At 69.7% G+C, this 17,683-nt stretch carries 17 protein-coding genes; 6 read left to right on the forward strand and 11 right to left on the reverse strand.

Annotated features, from left to right (window positions below; translation table 11 throughout):
* Positions 1-7: 7 nt before the first annotated feature.
* A complete protein-coding gene (locus DCE93_RS11280; RefSeq protein ID WP_108595962.1) occupies positions 8-1,708 on the reverse strand; it encodes an ABC-F family ATP-binding cassette domain-containing protein in 1,701 nt (566 codons plus the stop codon).
* Positions 1,709-1,836: 128 nt separating this feature from the next.
* On the opposite strand from DCE93_RS11280, the gene DCE93_RS11285 reads away from it, so the two are divergent.
* The gene (locus DCE93_RS11285; protein WP_108595963.1) at positions 1,837-2,988 is read left to right on the forward strand and encodes a MalY/PatB family protein; all 1,152 of its coding nucleotides are present in this window, start codon (positions 1,837-1,839) and stop codon (positions 2,986-2,988) included.
* A gap of 102 nt (positions 2,989-3,090) precedes the next feature.
* Here the strand turns inward: DCE93_RS11285 and guaB are convergent, their stop codons facing one another.
* Complete coding sequence (guaB, locus tag DCE93_RS11290; protein ID WP_108595964.1) at positions 3,091-4,593, reverse strand: IMP dehydrogenase; 1,503 nt, start codon at positions 4,591-4,593, stop codon at positions 3,091-3,093.
* Positions 4,594-4,993: 400 nt separating this feature from the next.
* On the opposite strand from guaB, the gene DCE93_RS11295 reads away from it, so the two are divergent.
* The 4 genes from DCE93_RS11295 to DCE93_RS11310 are packed head-to-tail and all read left to right on the forward strand — an operon-like array spanning position 4,994 to position 8,799.
* Entirely contained in the window at positions 4,994-6,145 is a 1,152-nt protein-coding gene (locus tag DCE93_RS11295; protein ID WP_338027571.1) for a branched-chain amino acid ABC transporter permease, read from the forward strand.
* A 15-nt stretch (positions 6,146-6,160) separates the two neighbouring features.
* On the forward strand, positions 6,161-7,141 hold the full coding sequence (locus tag DCE93_RS11300; protein ID WP_108596744.1) for a branched-chain amino acid ABC transporter permease: 981 nt from the start codon (positions 6,161-6,163) through the stop codon (positions 7,139-7,141).
* On the forward strand, positions 7,131-8,045 hold the full coding sequence (locus DCE93_RS11305; RefSeq protein ID WP_108595966.1) for an ABC transporter ATP-binding protein: 915 nt from the start codon (positions 7,131-7,133) through the stop codon (positions 8,043-8,045). The genes DCE93_RS11300 and DCE93_RS11305 overlap by 11 nt, the downstream gene beginning before the upstream one ends.
* A complete protein-coding gene (locus DCE93_RS11310; RefSeq protein ID WP_108595967.1) occupies positions 8,032-8,799 on the forward strand; it encodes an ABC transporter ATP-binding protein in 768 nt (255 codons plus the stop codon). The genes DCE93_RS11305 and DCE93_RS11310 overlap by 14 nt, the downstream gene beginning before the upstream one ends.
* A 276-nt stretch (positions 8,800-9,075) precedes the next feature.
* Here the strand turns inward: DCE93_RS11310 and DCE93_RS11315 are convergent, their stop codons facing one another.
* From DCE93_RS11315 to groES, 3 genes are all read right to left on the reverse strand, one after another.
* The gene (locus tag DCE93_RS11315; RefSeq protein ID WP_108595968.1) at positions 9,076-10,365 is read right to left on the reverse strand and encodes an ABC transporter substrate-binding protein; all 1,290 of its coding nucleotides are present in this window, start codon (positions 10,363-10,365) and stop codon (positions 9,076-9,078) included.
* Between the two features lie 265 nt (positions 10,366-10,630).
* Complete coding sequence (gene rarD, locus DCE93_RS11320; RefSeq protein WP_420836956.1) at positions 10,631-11,587, reverse strand: EamA family transporter RarD; 957 nt, start codon at positions 11,585-11,587, stop codon at positions 10,631-10,633.
* A 174-nt stretch (positions 11,588-11,761) separates the two neighbouring features.
* Positions 11,762-12,058 carry a co-chaperone GroES gene (gene groES, locus DCE93_RS11325; RefSeq protein WP_108595970.1) on the reverse strand — a complete coding sequence of 99 codons (297 nt, stop codon included), beginning with the start codon at positions 12,056-12,058 and terminating at the stop codon, positions 11,762-11,764.
* 152 nt (positions 12,059-12,210) lie between these two features.
* On the opposite strand from groES, the gene DCE93_RS11330 reads away from it, so the two are divergent.
* Positions 12,211-13,398 carry a class I SAM-dependent methyltransferase gene (locus tag DCE93_RS11330; protein ID WP_108595971.1) on the forward strand — a complete coding sequence of 396 codons (1,188 nt, stop codon included), beginning with the start codon at positions 12,211-12,213 and terminating at the stop codon, positions 13,396-13,398.
* 40 nt (positions 13,399-13,438) lie between these two features.
* Here DCE93_RS11330 and DCE93_RS11335 read toward each other — a convergent pair whose 3' ends face one another.
* The 6 genes from DCE93_RS11335 to tsaB form a co-directional block, all read right to left on the reverse strand.
* Positions 13,439-14,050, reverse strand: coding sequence for a DUF4190 domain-containing protein (locus DCE93_RS11335; protein WP_133411764.1), 612 nt, complete (start codon positions 14,048-14,050; stop codon positions 13,439-13,441).
* Positions 14,051-14,060: 10 nt separating this feature from the next.
* The gene (locus tag DCE93_RS14920) at positions 14,061-14,726 is read right to left on the reverse strand and encodes a hypothetical protein (RefSeq protein WP_108595973.1); all 666 of its coding nucleotides are present in this window, start codon (positions 14,724-14,726) and stop codon (positions 14,061-14,063) included.
* A gap of 84 nt (positions 14,727-14,810) precedes the next feature.
* On the reverse strand, positions 14,811-15,218 hold the full coding sequence (locus DCE93_RS11345) for a DUF4190 domain-containing protein (protein ID WP_165906008.1): 408 nt from the start codon (positions 15,216-15,218) through the stop codon (positions 14,811-14,813).
* 125 nt (positions 15,219-15,343) lie between these two features.
* On the reverse strand, positions 15,344-16,411 hold the full coding sequence (gene tsaD / locus DCE93_RS11350) for a tRNA (adenosine(37)-N6)-threonylcarbamoyltransferase complex transferase subunit TsaD (RefSeq protein WP_108595975.1): 1,068 nt from the start codon (positions 16,409-16,411) through the stop codon (positions 15,344-15,346).
* Positions 16,408-17,049: a GNAT family N-acetyltransferase gene (locus DCE93_RS11355; RefSeq protein ID WP_235825134.1), complete on the reverse strand. Its 642-nt coding sequence runs from the start codon at positions 17,047-17,049 to the stop codon at positions 16,408-16,410. Before DCE93_RS11355 ends, tsaD begins: the two co-directional genes overlap by 4 nt.
* On the reverse strand, positions 17,046-17,681 hold the full coding sequence (gene tsaB, locus DCE93_RS11360; protein WP_108595976.1) for a tRNA (adenosine(37)-N6)-threonylcarbamoyltransferase complex dimerization subunit type 1 TsaB: 636 nt from the start codon (positions 17,679-17,681) through the stop codon (positions 17,046-17,048). Before tsaB ends, DCE93_RS11355 begins: the two co-directional genes overlap by 4 nt.
* Positions 17,682-17,683 lie beyond the last annotated feature (2 nt).

Consider the following 17,683-nt stretch of genomic DNA (forward strand, 5'->3'; position numbering starts at 1 on the left):
GCGCGCCTCAGCGGGCGCGCGCCACCCGCGCCTCGTCCCACACCGGGGCATCCGACTCGTAGACCTCGCCCTCGCCGCCGAACACCAGGAACCGGTCGAAGCCACGTGCGAACCAGCGGTCGTGGGTGACCGCGAGCACCGTGCCGTCGAACCGCGAGAGGCCCTCCTCGAGGGCTTCGGCGCTGACGAGGTCGAGGTTGTCGGTGGGTTCGTCGAGCAGCAGCAGCGTCGCGCCCGAGAGCTCGAGCAGGAGGATCTGCAGCCGCGCCTGCTGGCCGCCCGAGAGCGACTCGAAGGCCTGCTGCGCGGATGCCGCGAGCCCGTACCGGTCGAGGGCGGAACTCGCCGCCTCGCGCGCCATGCCGTCGCGATTCGCGTCGCCGCGATGCAGGATGTCGAGCAGGGTGCGGCCGCGGTACTCGGGGTGCTCGTGGTTCTGCGCGGACCAGCCGGGCACGACCCGGGCACCGAGCACCGCCCGGCCGGTGTGCGGCACCCGCGCGAGCGACTCCCCCACGGTCGTGATGTGCCCGAGGGTGCGGTCGGGTTCGGTGCCGCCGCCCGCGAGCAGGCGGAGGAAGTGCGACTTGCCCGAGCCGTTCGAGCCGAGCACGGCGACCCGGTCGCCGTACCAGACCTCGAGATCGAAGGGCTTCATGAGGCCGGTGAGCTCGAGCCGTTCGCCGACGACCGCGCGCTTGCCCGTGCGCGAGCCCCGGAGCCGCATCGACACTGCCTGGGCCGGCGGGCGCTCCTCGGGCGGCCCGGCCTCTTCGAACTTGCGCAGCCGTGTCACCGCCGCCTGGTAGCGCGAGGCCATCCCGTCGTTGTACGTCGCCTTGACCTTGAGCGTCGCCACGAGCGTCTTCAGTGCCGCGTGCTGCTCGTCCCAGCGACGGCGCAGCTCGTCGAGGCGCTCGAAGCGCTCCTCCCTGGCCCGGTGGTAGCCCTCGAAGCTGCCGCCGTGCACCCACGCCGTGTTGCCCGCCGCGCCGAGTTCGATGGTCACGATGCGGTCGGCCGCTCGGGCGAGGAGTTCCCGGTCGTGCGAGACGAGCAGCACCGTCTTCGGCGTGGCGCGCAATTGCGACTCGAGCCAGCGCTTGCCCGGCACGTCGAGGGAGTTGTCGGGCTCGTCGAGCAGCAGCACCTGCTCGGGGCCGCGGAACAGGGCCTCGAGCGCGAGCCGTTTCTGCTCGCCGCCCGAGAGCGTTGCGAGCTCACGCCACTTCGCGCGCTCGAACGGGATGCCGAGCGCCGCGATCGTGCAGTGATCCCAGACGACCTCCTGCTCGTACCCGCCGGCTTCGGCGTATTCGGCGAGCGCGGTGGCGTAGCGCATCTGCGCGGCGGTGTCGTCGAGTTCGATGAGCGCATTCTCGGAGGCCTCGAGCTCGATCGCCGCCGCGCGCACCCGGGTCGGCGCGACCGAGATGAGCAGGCCCGCGACCGTCTCGGCGGCGCCCTCCACCGTCTGCCCGGTGCCGACGAACTGGTCCATCACGCCGAGGCCGCCGTCGAGCTGCACGCTGCCCTCGTCGGGGCGGAGCTCGCCGCGGACGATGCGCAGCAGCGTCGATTTGCCGGCGCCGTTCGCGCCGATGAGCGCGGTGGTCGCGCCATCCGTCACCCGGAAGGCCAGGTCGGCCAGGAGCGGCCGGCCGTCGGGGAGTGAGAAGGAGACGCCGTTGACGTCGATGAAACCCATGGGGAGATCCGTTCGGTCCGCGGCCGGGGCGAACGCACCCGGACCGCACCGCCCGGCGGGCAGCCGACCAGACTACCCCGGTCGGCGACCCCCTGCCACCGGCGCCCGTTCTGCGGCAAGCTGGAGCCATGCAACGCATCACAGCCGAGCCGATCGACGCCCTCCGTGCTCGAACGAGCGCGAAGTGGCGCGCGTATCCGGCCGACGTGCTGCCGCTGCCGATCGCCGAGATGGACTATCCGCTCGCCGAGCCGATCGCCGCGGCACTGCGCGCCGCGATCGAACGCTCCGACACCGGGTACTCCTCGGGAAGCCGTCAGGTCGCCGAGGCCTTCCAGGGCTTCGCCGCGGCCCGGCTCGGCTGGGAGGTCGACCCGGCACGCGTGACCTGCACCGCCGACGTGAGCCTCGGCATCGTCGAGGTGCTGCGCCGGGTCACCGCACCCGGCGACGGTGTCGTGATCACCCCGCCGATCTATCCGCCGTTCTTCGACCTCGTCACCGAGGCATCCACTCGGGTCGTCGACGTGCCGATGCTCGGCGGCATCGACGAGGGCTGGTCGCTCGACCTCGACGGCATCGACGCGGCCTTCGCGGCCGGCGCCCGGGCGATGGTGCTCTGCAATCCGCACAACCCGATCGGCCTGGTTCCGGATGCCGCGCAGCTGGCCGCCCTCGCCGAGATCGCGGCCCGGCACGACGTCACGATCGTCTCCGACGAGGTGCACGGACCGCTCGTGCAGCCGGGCGTCGACTACTCGCCGTTCCTCACCGTGTCCGACGCAGCCCGCGAGCACGGCGTCGCCGTCACCGCGGCGTCGAAGGCCTTCAACATCCCGGGCCTCAAGGCGGCGCTCATCCTGACCGCGAGCGACCGCGGCGACGGGGTGCGCGCCGCGCTTCCCTACGAGGTCGAGTGGCGCATGAGCCAGTTCGGGTCGATCGCGTCGGTCGCGGCCTTCCGCGACGGGGGCCCGTGGCTCGACGGCGTGCTCGCGAGCCTCGACGACAATCGACGCCTGCTCGCCGAGCTCCTCGCCGACGAACTCCCGGGCGTGCGCTACCGCGTGCCCGATGCGACGTACGTCGCCTGGCTCGACCTCACCGCGCTCGGCTGGGGCGACGACCCGGCCGCCTACGCACTCGAGCACGCGAAGGTCGCCCTCGCCAACGGGCCGGCGTTCGGTGCGAGCGTCGGCCGCGGGCACGCCAGGCTCAACTTCGCGTGCACGCCCGAGGTGCTCGCCGAGGCGATCACTCGCCTGGCAGACGCCCAGTGACCTGACCCGCTGTCGAAAACAGGCGGACACGCCGCGGCAAACTCGGAAACAGGCACGCTCGCGGCGAGTCGCCCGAGCGTGCCTGTTTCCGATTCGGGAGAACTACCTCGTGTAGTTCGGCGCCTCGACCACGATCTGCACGTCGTGCGGGTGGGACTCCTTGAGCCCCGCCGGCGTGATGCGCACGAACCGGCCCTTGGTCTTCAGCTCGGCGATCGTGCGCGCCCCGACGTAGAACATCGACTGGCGCAGGCCCCCGATGAGCTGGTATGCCACGGCCGACAACGGCCCGCGGTAGGGCACCTGCCCCTCGATGCCCTCGGGGATCAGCTTGTCGTCAGACGGGACATCCGCCTGGAAGTAGCGGTCTTTCGAGTACGAGGTCTTCTGGCCGCGCGTCTGCAGGGCGCCGAGCGAGCCCATGCCGCGGTACGCCTTGAACTGCTTGCCGTTCTGGAAGACGAGCTCGCCCGGGCTCTCGGCGGTGCCGGCGAGCAGCGAGCCGAGCATGACCGTGTCGGCGCCGGCGACGAGGGCCTTCGCGATGTCGCCCGAGTACTGCAGGCCGCCGTCGGCGATGAGCGGAACCCCGGCGGGCTTCGTCGCCTTGGACGCCTCGTAGACGGCGGTGATCTGGGGCACGCCGACTCCGGCGACGACGCGCGTGGTGCAGATGGAACCGGGCCCGACGCCGACCTTCACGGCGTCGGCGCCCGCGTCGACGAGCGCCTGGGCGCCCTCGCGGGTCGCGACGTTGCCACCGATGACGTCGATGTGCGCGAACGTCGGGTCGGACTTCAGCCGGCGGATGATGTCGAGCACGCCCGCGCTCTCGCCGTTGGCCGTGTCGACGACGAGCACGTCGACGCCGGCATCGCGGAGCGCCTCGGCGCGCTCCCACGCGTCGCCGAAGAAGCCCATCGCCGCACCGACCCGAAGGCGGCCCTCGAGGTCTTTCGTGGCATTCGGATACTGCTCGGACTTGTCGAAGTCCTTGACGGTGATGAGCCCGGTGAGGCGGCCGTCTTCGTCGATGAGCGGCAGCTTCTCGATCTTGTGCTTGGCGAAGATCGCGAGCGCCTCGTCGGGGTTCATGCCCACCCGGCCCGTGATGAGCGGCATCTCGGTCATGACCTCGCTCACCCGCGTGGTGGGCTTCTCGAAGTCGGAGACGAACCGCATGTCGCGGTTCGAGATGATGCCGACGAGCTTGCCGTCGGTGTCGACGACCGGCAGTCCGCTGACCCGGTAGGTCGCGCAGAGCGCATCGACATCGGCGACGGATGCCTCGGGCGTCGTCGTGACCGGGTTGGAGACCATGCCCGACTCGCTGCGCTTGACCAGGTCGACCATGTCGGCCTGATCGGCGATCGAGAGGTTTCGGTGCAGGATGCCGATGCCGCCCTGACGGGCCATGGCGATCGCCATGCGGGCCTCGGTCACCGTGTCCATCGCCGCAGACAGCAGCGGGGTCGCGACGCTGATGCGACGCGTCAGGCGCGATGTCGTGTCAGCTTCACTCGGGATCACGTCGGTGTGGCCAGGCAGCAGGAGGACGTCGTCGTAGGTGAGTCCTGTGAGTCCGAACGGGTCGGCCTGGTCCATGTCGCTCCTCGTGTCGAGTGCTGCTCGAATGCCGCGCACACCGTTTTCGCGCGCGATATCCATCTTAAGCGAGTTTGCATCGCGAGCATTCCCGGATAACAATCGAACGCCGTTTGCCTCATGTGTGAAACGTATGAGACATAATCGGCACGTACTGTCGACGAAGTTGTCGACAGGTCAGGACCGAACCCAGACGGCCATCAGCCTGACGGGCGCCCTTGGAGGTGCAGTGAAACCCACACGAACGCTCGCCCATCGGTCTCCAGGGAGGTGGCTCGTTCTCCTCGGAATCCTCGCGTCCGCACTCACTCTGTCCGGCATCGCAGCGTCCCCTGCGATGGCGGAGGATGGGAGTACGGCCCAGGCTTCCGAAGAATTCGAGTACTTCTTCACGGGGAACGTGCAATTCGATCGCGAGCCGCTCGAAGGCGTGAAGATCACGGTCGAAGGCGGCGGCTTCGAAGCCGACGCCGAGACCGACGCCGAAGGCAAATGGCGAATCGGCGTGCCCGAAAAGGGCGAGTACGAGGTCACACTCGACGAAGACACCCTGCCCGAGGGCGTCGTCGTCGCGAAGGGCGAGGCCACGATCACGGCCGAGTTCGCGCTCACGAAGCTGAAGGCCGTCAACTTCTTCCTCGGCGAGGGCGAACGCACGACCACGAACTTCGCGGCCCAGCTGCTCGAACGCGTGATCAACGGCCTGAACTTCGGCCTCCTGCTCGCGCTCGCGGCCATCGGGCTCTCGCTCATCTTCGGCACGACCGGGCTCTCGAACTTCGCCCACGCCGAGATGGTGACCTTCGGTGCACTGATGGTGCTGAGCTTCGGCGTCGATCTCGCCTGGCCGATCTGGCTGGCGATCGCCGTCGCCCTCGTGCTCAGCGCAGCGCTCGGCTGGAGCCTCGACGCCATCATCTGGAAACCGCTCCGCAAGCGCGGCGTCGGGCTGATCCCGCTCATGATCGTGAGCATCGGCCTCTCGCTCGCGATCCGGTACACGTACCAGTTCTTCTACGGCGGAGCGACCCGGCAGCTGCCGGGGGCCACCGCGCCGAAGGAGCTGTCGTTCGGCGGTGTCCAGCTCTCCTGGATCGACGTCGGCAGCATGATCGTCTCGGTCGTCGTGCTCCTCGCCGTGGCGTTCTTCCTGCTGCGCACCCGCATCGGCAAGGCCACGCGCGCCGTCTCAGACAACGCGAGCCTGGCCTCCGCGAGCGGCATCGACGTCGACCGCGTCATCCGCATCGTCTGGGTGCTCGGTGCAGCCCTCGCCGGCCTCAGCGGAATCCTCTGGGCCTACTTCCGCCCCGGCGTCAGCTGGGACATGGGCTTCCAGATCCTGCTGCTGATCTTCGCCGCCGTCACCCTCGGTGGCCTCGGTACCGCCTTCGGCGCCCTCGTCGGCTCCCTCATCGTCGGTCTCTTCATCGAGATCTCGACGCTGTGGCTGCCGAGCGACCTGAAGTACGTGGGCGCGCTCGTCGTGCTGATCCTCGTGCTGTTGTTCCGACCGCAGGGCATCCTCGGTCGCCGCGAGAGAATCGGCTAAGGAGGACCGACCATGATCGACTGGATTCAGATCTTCTCCAACGCGGCGCAGGAGCTCATCAGCCCCACGACCGCGGCGTACGCGCTGGCGGCCCTCGGCCTCGCGATCCACTTCGGGTACACGGGCCTGCTGAACTTCGGCCAGGCCGGGTTCATGGCGCTCGGCGCCTACGGCTACGCCATCTCGGTGCTCTCCTTCGGCCTGCCCGTCTGGGCGGCCGTGCTCGTCGGCATCGGCGCGTCCGTCGTGTTCGCGTTGATCCTCGGCATCCCGACCCTGCGGCTCCGGGCCGACTACCTCGCGATCGTCACGATCGCGGCGGCGGAGATCCTGCGGCTCATCTTCACGACGAACACCTTCGAGGCGGTCACCGGGTCTGCTCAGGGCCTGAACGGGTACAAGGGCAGCTTCGCCGCCCTCAACCCGATCCCGAAGGGCACCTACGGTTTCGGCCCGTTCCAGTACAACGAGTACGACTGGTGGCTGCGAATCGTCGGATGGACCGTCGTGGTGCTCCTGGCACTGCTGACCTGGCTCATCATGCGCAGCCCGTGGGGCCGCGTCATCAAGGGCATCCGTGAAGATGAGGACGCGGTACGCGCACTCGGCAAGAACGTCTACTCGTACAAGATGCAGAGCCTGATCCTCGGTGGCGTCTACGGCACCCTCGCGGGCATGATCTTCGTCCTGCCCCGAGCGGTCGTGCCGGCGAACTACCAGACCTCGCTCACCTTCTTCGTCTATGCGATCCTGCTCCTCGGCGGGGCCGCCACGATCCTCGGGCCGATCATCGGCTCGATGATCTTCTGGGTGCTGCTCTCCTTCTTCTCGGGCTTCATCTCCCGGGCGGTCGAGGCGGGCTGGCTCCCGTTCATGACGCAGGTGCAGGCCGGACAGCTCCGGTTCATCCTCGTCGGCGTCGCGATCATGTTGATCGTGATCTTCAGGCCTCAGGGCATCTTCGGAAACAAGAAGGAGCTGGCCTTTGTCAAGTGATGTCACTCCCACGTCCAAGCCGGTGAAGACCACCGGTCTCCACGTCGGTGCAGCAGAACCGGGATGCCGCAAGGTCGACCCGATCCTCATCGCCGACGGCGTCACCCGCACCTTCGGCGGTCTCAAGGCGGTCGATGTCGAGCACGTCGAGATCCCCCGCGGTGCGATCACCGCCCTCATCGGCCCGAACGGCGCCGGTAAGACCACGTTCTTCAACCTGCTGACGGGCTTCGACAAGCCCGACTCCGGCACGTGGGAGTTCGAGGGGCGCTCGCTCGCGCACGTCCCGGCCTACCGCGTCGCCCGCATGGGCCTCATCCGCACCTTCCAGCTGACGAAGGCCCTCGGGCTGCTGACCGTGCTCGACAACATGAAGCTCGGAGCGAAGGGCCAGAGCGGCGAGAACCTCTTCCGCTCGGTGCTGCCCTTCCTCTGGCGCAAGCAAGAGGAGGAGATCGAGGCGAAAGCCGTCGAGCTGCTGACTCGCTTCAAGCTCGACGCCAAGCAGACCGACTACGCCGCGAGCCTCTCGGGCGGGCAGCGCAAGCTGCTCGAGATGGCGCGGGCCCTCATGAGCGATCCCACGCTCGTGATGCTCGACGAGCCGATGGCCGGGGTGAACCCGGCACTGACGCAGTCGTTGCTCGACCACATCCTCGACCTGAAGTCGCAAGGCATGACCGTGCTGTTCGTCGAGCACGACATGCACATGGTGCGCCATATCGCCGACTGGGTCGTGGTGATGGCCGAGGGCCGCATCGTCGCCGAGGGCGATCCGCACACCGTCATGGAAGACCAGGCCGTGATCGACGCCTACCTCGGCGCCCATCACGACGCCGATCTCGGCGCGACCGACACCGAGCACGTCGAAGTTCTGAAGGAGCTCATCGATGACGAACAGTAATCCCGCCCCGGGCGCGGTGCTCGAACCCGTCGGCGACATGGTCGTCGAGGTCGATACGGTGACGGCGGGCTACCTGCCCGGCGTCAACATCCTGAACGCGTGCTCGCTCCAGGCGCGGCAGGGTGAACTCATCGGCATCATCGGCCCGAACGGTGCCGGCAAGTCCACCCTGTTGAAGGCGATCTTCGGTCTCGTGAAGGTGCGAGAGGGCACGATCCGCCTGAACGGTGAAGAGATCACGAACCTCAAGGCGAACAAGCTCGTCGCCAAGGGCGTCGGCTTCGTGCCCCAGACGAACAACGTGTTCCCGTCGCTCACCATCCAGGAGAACCTCGAGATGGGCCTGTTCCAGAAGCCCAAGGGGCTGAAGGAACGGCTCGAGTTCGTCACCGAGATCTTCCCCGAGCTCGGCAAGCGACTCGGCCAGCGGGCGGGCTCGTTGTCTGGCGGCGAGCGCCAGATGGTGGCCATGTCGCGCGCCCTCATGATGGGGCCGCACGTGATGCTCCTCGACGAGCCGAGCGCCGGCCTCTCGCCCGTGCGCCAAGACGAGGCCTTCCTGCGGGTGAAGGAGATCAACCGCGCCGGCGTCACGACGATCATGGTCGAGCAGAACGCCCGTCGCTGCCTGCAGATCTGCGACCGCGGCTACGTGCTCGACCAGGGTCGCGACGCCTACACCGGCACCGGTCGCGACCTGCTGAACGACCCGAAGGTCATCGGCCTCTACCTGGGCACGCTCGGCCAGGACTGAGCAGCGCCGAGCGCGCGCACGAAACGAAGGGGCGGATGCTGCGGCATCCGCCCCTTCGCGGTGCCGGAGAGGCCCGCGCCGGGGTCGCCAGCGTCCCTCGGCGAGCGGCCGCGAAGCGCACCGGCCGCGCCCTGGCCGGCGCCCGCGCCGCGCACCGGGAGGGCCGCGGTTGACGGACCCGTCGATAACCGGCCCTGCCGCCCTTTGCGAGGCACGACCCGGGGACGCGAAAGAGGGCCCCGGCCGAAGCCGGGACCCTCTCAGTGACGACCCGTACTAGTTGATGCGGGTGTACTTGTTGTCGTCGCCGTACTCGTAGACGCCGATGGTCGCCTCGGTCGGGTCACCGTGCTCGTCGAGCGTGATGGGACCGGAAGCGCCGTCGAAGTCGATCTGCTTGCCCTCAGCGAGGAGCTTCGCGCCGTCGGCGAAGGTGGTGACCTTCTCGCCGTCGCCCGAGCCACCCGACACCTGACGCAGGTACTTGGCGATGTCGGCACCTTCGGTGCTGTTCGCCGCGTACGCCGCAAGTGCGATCAGGACCGTCGCGTCGTACGACTCGGGGCCGTAGCTGAAGTCGGCGAGGTCGGGATCGATTGCGAGCAGGCGATCACGGAAGTCGTCTTCGAGCTTCGGGCCGGGCAGCGTGCCCTTCGAACCTGCGATGAGGCCCTCGGCGAAGTCGGCGCTGTAGTCCGACAGGTTGCCGTCGACGAAGTAGAGCTGTTCGCCGGGGTAGCCCGAGCCGACGAGCGCCGGCACGACGACCTTCGCCTCGTCGAAGGTGATGACCGCGACGGCGTCGGGGTTCGCGGCCGAGATGGCCGAGAGCTGCGCGTCGAAGTTGGAGTCACCGGTGTTGAAGAGCTCTTCGGCGACCACTTCGCCGCCTGCTGCCTCGAACGCTTCCTTCGTCGCGGCCGCGAGGCCGGTGCCGTAGGGGTCGTTCAGCACGAGCAGGCCGAGCGTCGAGTTGCCGTCGTCGGCGATCTGCGTGCCGAGCACCTCGCCCTGGAGCAGGTCGGAGGGCGCCGTGCGGAAGTACAGGCCGGCGTCTTCGTACTCGGTGAAGTCGGGCGAGGTGTTCGCCGGGGAGAACTGCACGACTCCGGCCGAGCTGATCTGGTCGATGACGGTGAAGGAGACACCCGACGACGCAGCACCGACGATCGCCGAGACGTCCTGCGAGAGCAGGTCGGTCACGGAGACGGTCGCGATGTCGGTCGTGGTGTCGCCCGAGTCACGGAAGATCACCTCGAGGCTCATTCCCGCATCCGCCTCGTTGACCTCTTCCGCGCCGAGCGCGACACCGGCCTCCTCGGGCGGGCCGAGGAACGCGAGCGTGCCGCTCTGGGGAAGGATCGTGCCGATCTTGAGGTCGAGGTCTCGCTCGCCGGCTTCGATCGGCAGTGCGTCACCGGTGTCGGCCGGCTCTTCCGTCTCGGCCGACGGCGTGCCGCCCGACGCGCACGCAGACAGGAGGAGGGTGCTGACGCCGGCGATGGCGAGACCCGTCCAGGCTGCGCGAGCCGAACGCTTGGCCGTGGCCTTCGCGAATACGCTCATGTTGCTCCTTGGGACTGAAGGAATTGGTACACAATGCAGCGCCATGGTGACGCCGTTGTCTGACAGTATTCCGCGCCAATGGCGGAAACAAGTCAGTGCGGTCACAACCGTGTAACGCCCCCTCAATCGTTACCTCGCCGACACCTCGCCTCGATCCGGCGCAAGGAACCCGCATGATTCCGGGCTCTCACGCGAGGATCGCGCGTCCGCGACATCCGCTCGCCGTGTGTCGCGAAGAGGGGGACGGCAGACCGTCGGCTCGGCCTCAGGCCGGTTCGGCGACCACGCGTCGCGAGGCGCGAACACCCCGCAGCAGGTCGACCGTCAGCACGATGAGCGCCACCCAGACGAGGGCGAACCCGATCCAGCGTTCGGGCGGCATCGGTTCCTTCAGCACGAAGACGCCCACGAGGAACTGGATGAAGGGGGCGAAGTACTGGATGAACCCCATGAAGATGAGGGGCAACCGTCGCGACGCCGCTGCGAAGAGCAGGAGCGGCACCGCGGTGATCGCTCCGGCGAGCAGGAGCAGCACCGTGTGCCACACGCTGACCGTACCGATGGTGAGGCCCGTGGTCATCGACACGAAGACGAGTTGCACGACGGCGAGCGGCGCGAGCCACACGGTCTCGATGGTCAGGCCCGAGACGGCGTCGACCTTCGGGCCGACCCGCTTCTTGATGAGGCCGTAGAAGCCGAACGAGAACGCGAGCACGAGCGCGATCCACGGCAGCTGCCCGTAGCCGACCGCGAGCACGACGACGGCGACGATCGAGATGCCGACGGCGATCCACTGCGTCAGATTCAGGCGCTCGCGCAGCACGAGCACGCCGAGGAAGACCGTGACGATCGGGTTGATGAAGTAGCCGAGCGCCGCCTCGACCACCTGGTTCGAGAGCGCGGCGTAGACGTAGGTCTGCCAGTTGATGAAGATGAGGAGCCCGGCCAGGCCCATCGTGAGCACGATGCGCCGGTCGCGGAGCAGCACCGCGAGCGGCCGCAACGCCCGCGTGACGGTGATGAGCAGCGCGCAGAAGACGAGGGAGAACAGCACGCGCCAGCCGACGATCTCGAACGGACCCGACGGTGCCAGCGCGATGAAGTAGACGGGCAGGAAGCCCCAGAGCCCGTAGGCGCCGATCGCGAAGAGAAGCCCGGAGCGACTCACGCCTGCCGAGGAGTCCGTCGAGGGGGAAGGCGCGGTCGCGGGGCGGGATGACACCAGCACAGACTACGCCCGGCCCGCGACGCCGCGCCGCGCCGCGTCAGCCGTCTGACGTCGAGATCCAGCCACACTGCCGCGACCCCGATCGGCCGAGGCATCCGCTCACCGGAACGACGACGAGGCCCGGACGCCCCGAGGGGGCATCCGGGCCTCGGATGAATCGTGTCGCCCTTAGCGGACGACGACTGCGAGCACGTCGCGAGCCGACAGCACGAGCAGGTCGTCGCCGCCGAACTTGACCTCGGTGCCGCCGTACTTCGAGTAGATCACCTTGTCGCCGACTGCGACGTCGAGCGGGACGCGGTTGCCGTTGTCATCGATGCGGCCGGGGCCCACTGCCACGACCTCGCCCTCCTGGGGCTTCTCCTTGGCGGTGTCGGGGATGACCAGACCCGATGCGGTGGTCTGCTCGGCCTCGACCTGCTTGATGACGATGCGATCCTCGAGCGGCTTGATGGAAACCGACACGGTTGACCTCTTTCTTGACGAAGACTGGTTAGCAGCCTCAGAGCGAGAGTGCTAAACCGAGTCTAGGCGCGATTTGGCACTCGTGCAACGTGAGTGCCAGCCCGTTCAGCCACGGGCGAACCTCGCCCAAGGGGCGATGCTAGCGTGGCCGGGTGGATCGCGCCGAACTCGTCGAACTGCTCTCGCCCGAGGGCCTCACGCTGCTCGACGGGCTGCCCGACTGGGACTCGAAGGCCGACATCGTCAAGACCGTCGCCGACCTCCGCAAGCAGGGGCATCCGCCGACGCTCGTCGCCGCCGTGCTCAGCCAGGCGAAGCTCCGCGCGAAGGCCGGAACGAAGTTCGGCCCGTTCGCCTCCCGGATGCTCTTCACCGAGGCCGGACTCGAGCAGGCGACGCGATTGAAGGTCGCCGCGCTGCACGCCGGGCGGTTCTCCCGCGCGGGACTCGGGCACGTGGCCGACCTCGGCTGCGGCATCGGCGGAGACGCCCTCGCGATGGCGGCGATCGACCTCGAGGTCACCGCCGCAGAGGCCGACGAGGTCACCGCGGCCATCGCAGCGTACAACCTCACCCCGTTCCCACGGGCGCGGGTGCTCCACGAGCAGGCCGAGCGCGTTCCGCTCGGCGGCATCGACGGCGCCTGGCTCGACCCCGCACGGCGCACCACCGCGGGCGGCACCACCAGGAGAATCACGGATGCCTCGGGCTACTCCCCCTCGCTCGACTTCGCCTTCCGGCTCGGCGAGCGCATGCCCGTCGGAGTGAAGCTCGGCCCGGGCACCGATCGCGAGGTCATTCCGTCTGACGCCGAGGCACAGTGGGTCTCGGTCGACGGCGACCTCGTCGAGCTCGGCGTGTGGTTCGGGCTCGTGGCCCGGCCCGGCATCCGCCGCGCCGCCCTCGTCGTCCGCGGCGAGGCCGCCCACGAGCTCACAGCCGGCGCCGACAGTGAAGACGCGCCCGTCGGCCCACTCGGCGACTACCTCTACGAGCCCGACGGGGCGGTGATCCGGGCACGCCTGATCGGCGACCTGGCCCGCGCCCACGGCGCGTGGATGCTGAGCAGCGGAATCGCCTACCTCACCGCCGACACTGCGTTCGACTCGCCGTTCGCCCGGGGCTTCCGGGTGCTCGAGCGACTGCCGGCCGACGAACGGCAGTTGCGCCAGGCGCTCGCCGCTCGCGGCATCGGCACGCTCGAGATCAAGAAGCGCGGCGTCGACGTCGACCCGGCCGCGCTGCGCACGCGACTGAAGCTGCGCGGTTCGGCATCAGCGACGATCGTGCTGACCCGTGAGGCCGGTCGCCATGTCACGCTGCTCGTCGAGCGGATCTGACGCGGGCGTCAGGGCGTCACCGCGTCGGTGCGTCAGGGCGTCACGACGTCAGCGCGCCGAAGACGATCGCGTAGTACCCGATCCAGACGGCCGAGAAGACGAGCCCGGCGAGCCCGGTGCCGATGCCGACGAAGGCGAGCGCGCGGCCGTGCTCCTCGCGGCGCAGGCCGAGCACCCCGAAGACGATCGCGGCGATCGACAGTGGCAGCATCCAGCCGACGAAGAGGGATGCCGCGCCGCCGATGGTGCCGATCACGGCGGCGACCCAGCTGAAGACCCGCCGCTGGGTGCGATCTTCCGCCGCGTCGCTCGCGTCGGTGCTGCCGGGGCGATGCACGATGAGGAGCTGCCCCGTCGAGATCGACCGGAGCTGCCCGGTGTCGAAGGGCACATCGAACTCGCGCACCGTCGGATCTGGACGGAAGGTCGGCTCGGCCGGCTGGAACGGCGCAAGCGCTTCGAGCGGCGTCGAGGCACGGTCGAGTGGGACGACCGGCCGGCCGTCGCCCGCGCCGGCCGGACCCGACGGGTCGGGTCGACCCGGTGCACCGGCCGCGGTCATCGGGTTCGTTCCGGATGCTTCTGCACTGCTCGCCCCCGACAAGCGGTCGGGGGTCCCGCCGTCGGGCGAAACCCCCTCGCGCTCAACCATGGACTACTCCTCAGTAGTAGTAGTTGTTGTCGTAGCTGGCGAAGAGCACGCCCCACAGCACGAACGACAGCAGCGCGATGCCGATGCCGACGAATCCGAGGATGATGCCCGTCAGCCACATGCCCTTGGCCGCCGGCTCCTTCTTCTTGCCGAGGAAACCGAGCACCACGGCCGCCGCCGGGATGAACAGCTGCAGGATGCCGCCCACGAACGGGATGAAGACGACGAAGAAGCCGATGACGCCGACGATGCCGGCGATCAGCGAGATCAGGCTGAGCACGGGGGTCGACTTGGTCGGTGCTGCCGCGCCATAGGCGGCTGCGCCGTACGCGGCCGCCGGAGCACCGTACGCGGGCGCCGGCTCACCGGGCGCAGCCGGCGCCGGAGCACCGTACCCGGGCGGCGGCGGGGGCGGGGTCGCAGCGCCGTAGCTCGGCGGCACGGGCGGCGCCGGAGGAACGGGCGGTGCGGGCGGCTCGGGCGCGGCCGGCGGCTCGGGTGCAGACGGCACCTCGGGCACGTCGGGGCCGGTCGCGGAGACGTCGACGGGGGCGACAGGCTCGGGCGCGCCCGGAATCGCGGGCTCTGGGGCGTCGGGCGACGTGGGCTCGGGAACGCGCGGCGTCTCGGGCTCGGCCGGCACCTCGGGGAGGTCGGGATTCTTGGGATCACTCATGGCATTCGCCCTTCTGCGTGGTCGATGGAGGCTCGGTCGGCCCGCGGCTCAGTACGGTCGCGCCGCTCAGTACGGTCGCGCCGCTCAGTACGTGGTGTCGAAGCTGCCCGACGACGCCAGCGATGCGAACAGCGCGATGAAGATGATCACGCCGATGATCGAGAGGACGATGCCGATGTACCCGACGATCAGGCCGGCGACTGCGAGTCCACGACCCTGTTCGCCGGTCTTCTTGATCTGGCCGAGCGCGATGTGGCCGCAGATGACTCCGACGATGAAGCCGATGCCCCAGATGACCACGCCGGCGATGGAGGCGACGAGCGAGACGATCGCAAGGGTGTTCGTCTTGGTAGCAGGCGCCTGCCCGTAAGCGGGCTGCCCGTAGGCCGGCTGCCCGTAGGCCGGTGCCGCAGCCTGCGGTTCCCCGTAGGCGGGGGCAGCGGGCGCGGTCGGCGGTACGGCGGGCTGCTCAGGAAGGTTCGGATCAGTCACGGTGGTTCCCCTCGATGCTGTGGAATGCGACCCCGCCACGATGGCGGGAACTCCCGGGCGTCGTCGACGACGGCGGCATCCGGTCTCCCGCTCACACTAGCGCGCCCGGCGTCCGGCCGCACGGATCACGGCATTCGCGCCGCGACCTGGATCTCGGTCGCCGGCAGCGTCGAGTCCGCCCCGAAGTCGAGCGTCGACGGCGGATGGCCCGCCATGACGAGTTGCGCACCGAGCGCCGCGATCATCGCGCCGTTGTCGGTGCAGAGCGACAGCGGCGGAATGCGCAGTGCGATGCCGGCGGCATCCGCTCGCTCGGTCGCGAGCTCACGCAGGCGGGCGTTGGCGACCACGCCTCCGCCGAGCAGCAGTCGCGGCACGCCGAGCTCGGTGCAGGCGGCGACGGCCTTCGTCACGAGCACGTCGGCGACGGCCTCGCGGAAGCTCGCCGCGACGTCTGCGAGCGGCACGGGCTCCCCCGCCGCCTCCCTCTGCTCGACCCAACGGGCGACGGCGGTCTTCAGCCCCGAGAAGCTGAAGTCGTAGCGGTGCGCGGCGAGATCTTTCGGCTGGGTGAGCCCGCGCGGGAACCGGATCGCCCGGGGGTCGCCGCCGATCGCCGCGCGGTCGATCTCGGGGCCTCCGGGGTACGGCAGGCCGAGGAGTCGCGCCACCTTGTCGAACGCCTCCCCCGCCGCGTCGTCGATCGTCTCGCCGAGCAGTTCGACGTCGGAGACGAGGTCGCGCACGAGCAGGAGCGAGGTGTGGCCGCCCGAGACGAGCAGCGCGACGGTGGGGGTCTCGAGCGGCGCCGCGGTGTCGAGCAGGTCGGCGCCGACGTGGCCGACGAGGTGGTTGACGGCGTAGATCGGCACGTCGAGCGCGAGCGCGAGCGCCTTGGCCGCGCCGACGCCGACCATGAGTGCGCCGGCCAGTCCGGGACCACTCGTCACGGCGATCGCGTCGACCTCGGCGAGGGTGACGGATGCCTCGTCGAGCGCTGCCCGGATCGTGGGGCCGAGTGCCTCGAGGTGCGCACGCGCGGCGACCTCCGGCACGACCCCGCCGTAGCGCGCGTGCTCCTCCATGGACGAGGCGATCGTGTTGGCGAGCAGCGTCGTGCCGCGCACGATGCCGATGCCGGTCTCGTCGCAGGAGGTCTCGATGCCGAGGATGAGGGGGGTGTCGCGGTTCATCGACCCGCCTTCGCGTCGCCGGCGCCGCGCCCCGATCGCCCGCCGCTGCCGTCGGTCTCGTCGCCGGCCGGTCGGGTGATCGCCGGTGGCACGGTCAGGCGCATGTGCACCGCGTCGACGCCGTGCCGGTAGTAGCCGCGTCGGACCCCGATCTCCTCGAAGCCGAGCGAGTCGTAGAGCGCCCGCGCGATGGGGTTGTCTGCGCGCACCTCGAGGAAGAGCTCGGCGACGTGGCGTCTGCGGGCCTCGGTGATGAGCGCGTGCATGAGTCCGCGGCCGAGGCCGATGCCGCGCGTCGAGGGAGCCACCGCGATCGTCTGGATGTCGCCCTGACCGCCGCCGGCGGGCGCCAGGAGACCGGCGTAGCCGAGCAGGCCGGCGGCCGGGTCGGCGTCGCCGTCTTGGTCGAGGTCGGGGTCGGCAGCGGGGTCATGGTGGTCGTCGGTGCCGCTCTCCGCGCGGGCGTCTCGCCGGGCCTCGAGCTCGTCGTCGACGGCGATGAGGTAGTAGCCGTGAGGGCTCTCGAGCTCTCGGCGCATGGCATCGATCGACCAGGCATCGGCCTCGAAGGTCTCGCGCTCGAGCACCATGATGCGGTCGAGATCGCCGACGTTCGCACGCCGCATGAACACGCTCATCGAAGCACCTTCTTGCCGGCCGAGGGGGTCACATCGGGTGCCCGAAGGTAGATCGGACGGTCGGCTGCGAGCGGCAGCCGACCGGCGGCGAAGGCGAGTTCGGCGAGCATGCCGACCGCGCCCGCCGAGACGATCGACGCGTCGAAGCGGATGCCTCGGGCCGGCGGCACCTCGTCACGCGGCACGAGCCCCGGGCCATCGACGCGCACCGGCAGGCCGTCGGCGTCGAGGCCCTCGTATTCCGAGACGGCGAACTCCCGGCGCCGCGCGTCGGTGACGACCTGCACGAGACCCTCGTCGCCCGCGAGATACCGAGTCAAGGCGATCGCATCGTGGCTGACGACCGGCACGAAGGGGCGAGCGATGCCGAGCGCGAAGGCGTGAGCGGCCGCGATGCCGACCCGCAGCCCGGTGAAGGGCCCCGGCCCCATTCCCGCCGCGACTCCCGACAGCTCGTGCGGCCCGATGCCCGCGCCCGCGAGCGCGCCTCGGATGAACCCGCCGATCACCTCGGCGTGCCGCATGGTGTCGTCGGTGCCCGTCTCGGCGAGGCAGCGCAGTTCGCCGCTGGCACGGTCTCGATCGACCACGGCGACGCTCGTGCCAGTCGAGGTGTCGATCGCGAGAAGCATGC

Origin of the sequence: Agromyces badenianii (assembly GCF_003070885.1) — a bacterium.
GTDB classification, from domain to species: domain Bacteria; phylum Actinomycetota; class Actinomycetes; order Actinomycetales; family Microbacteriaceae; genus Agromyces; species Agromyces badenianii.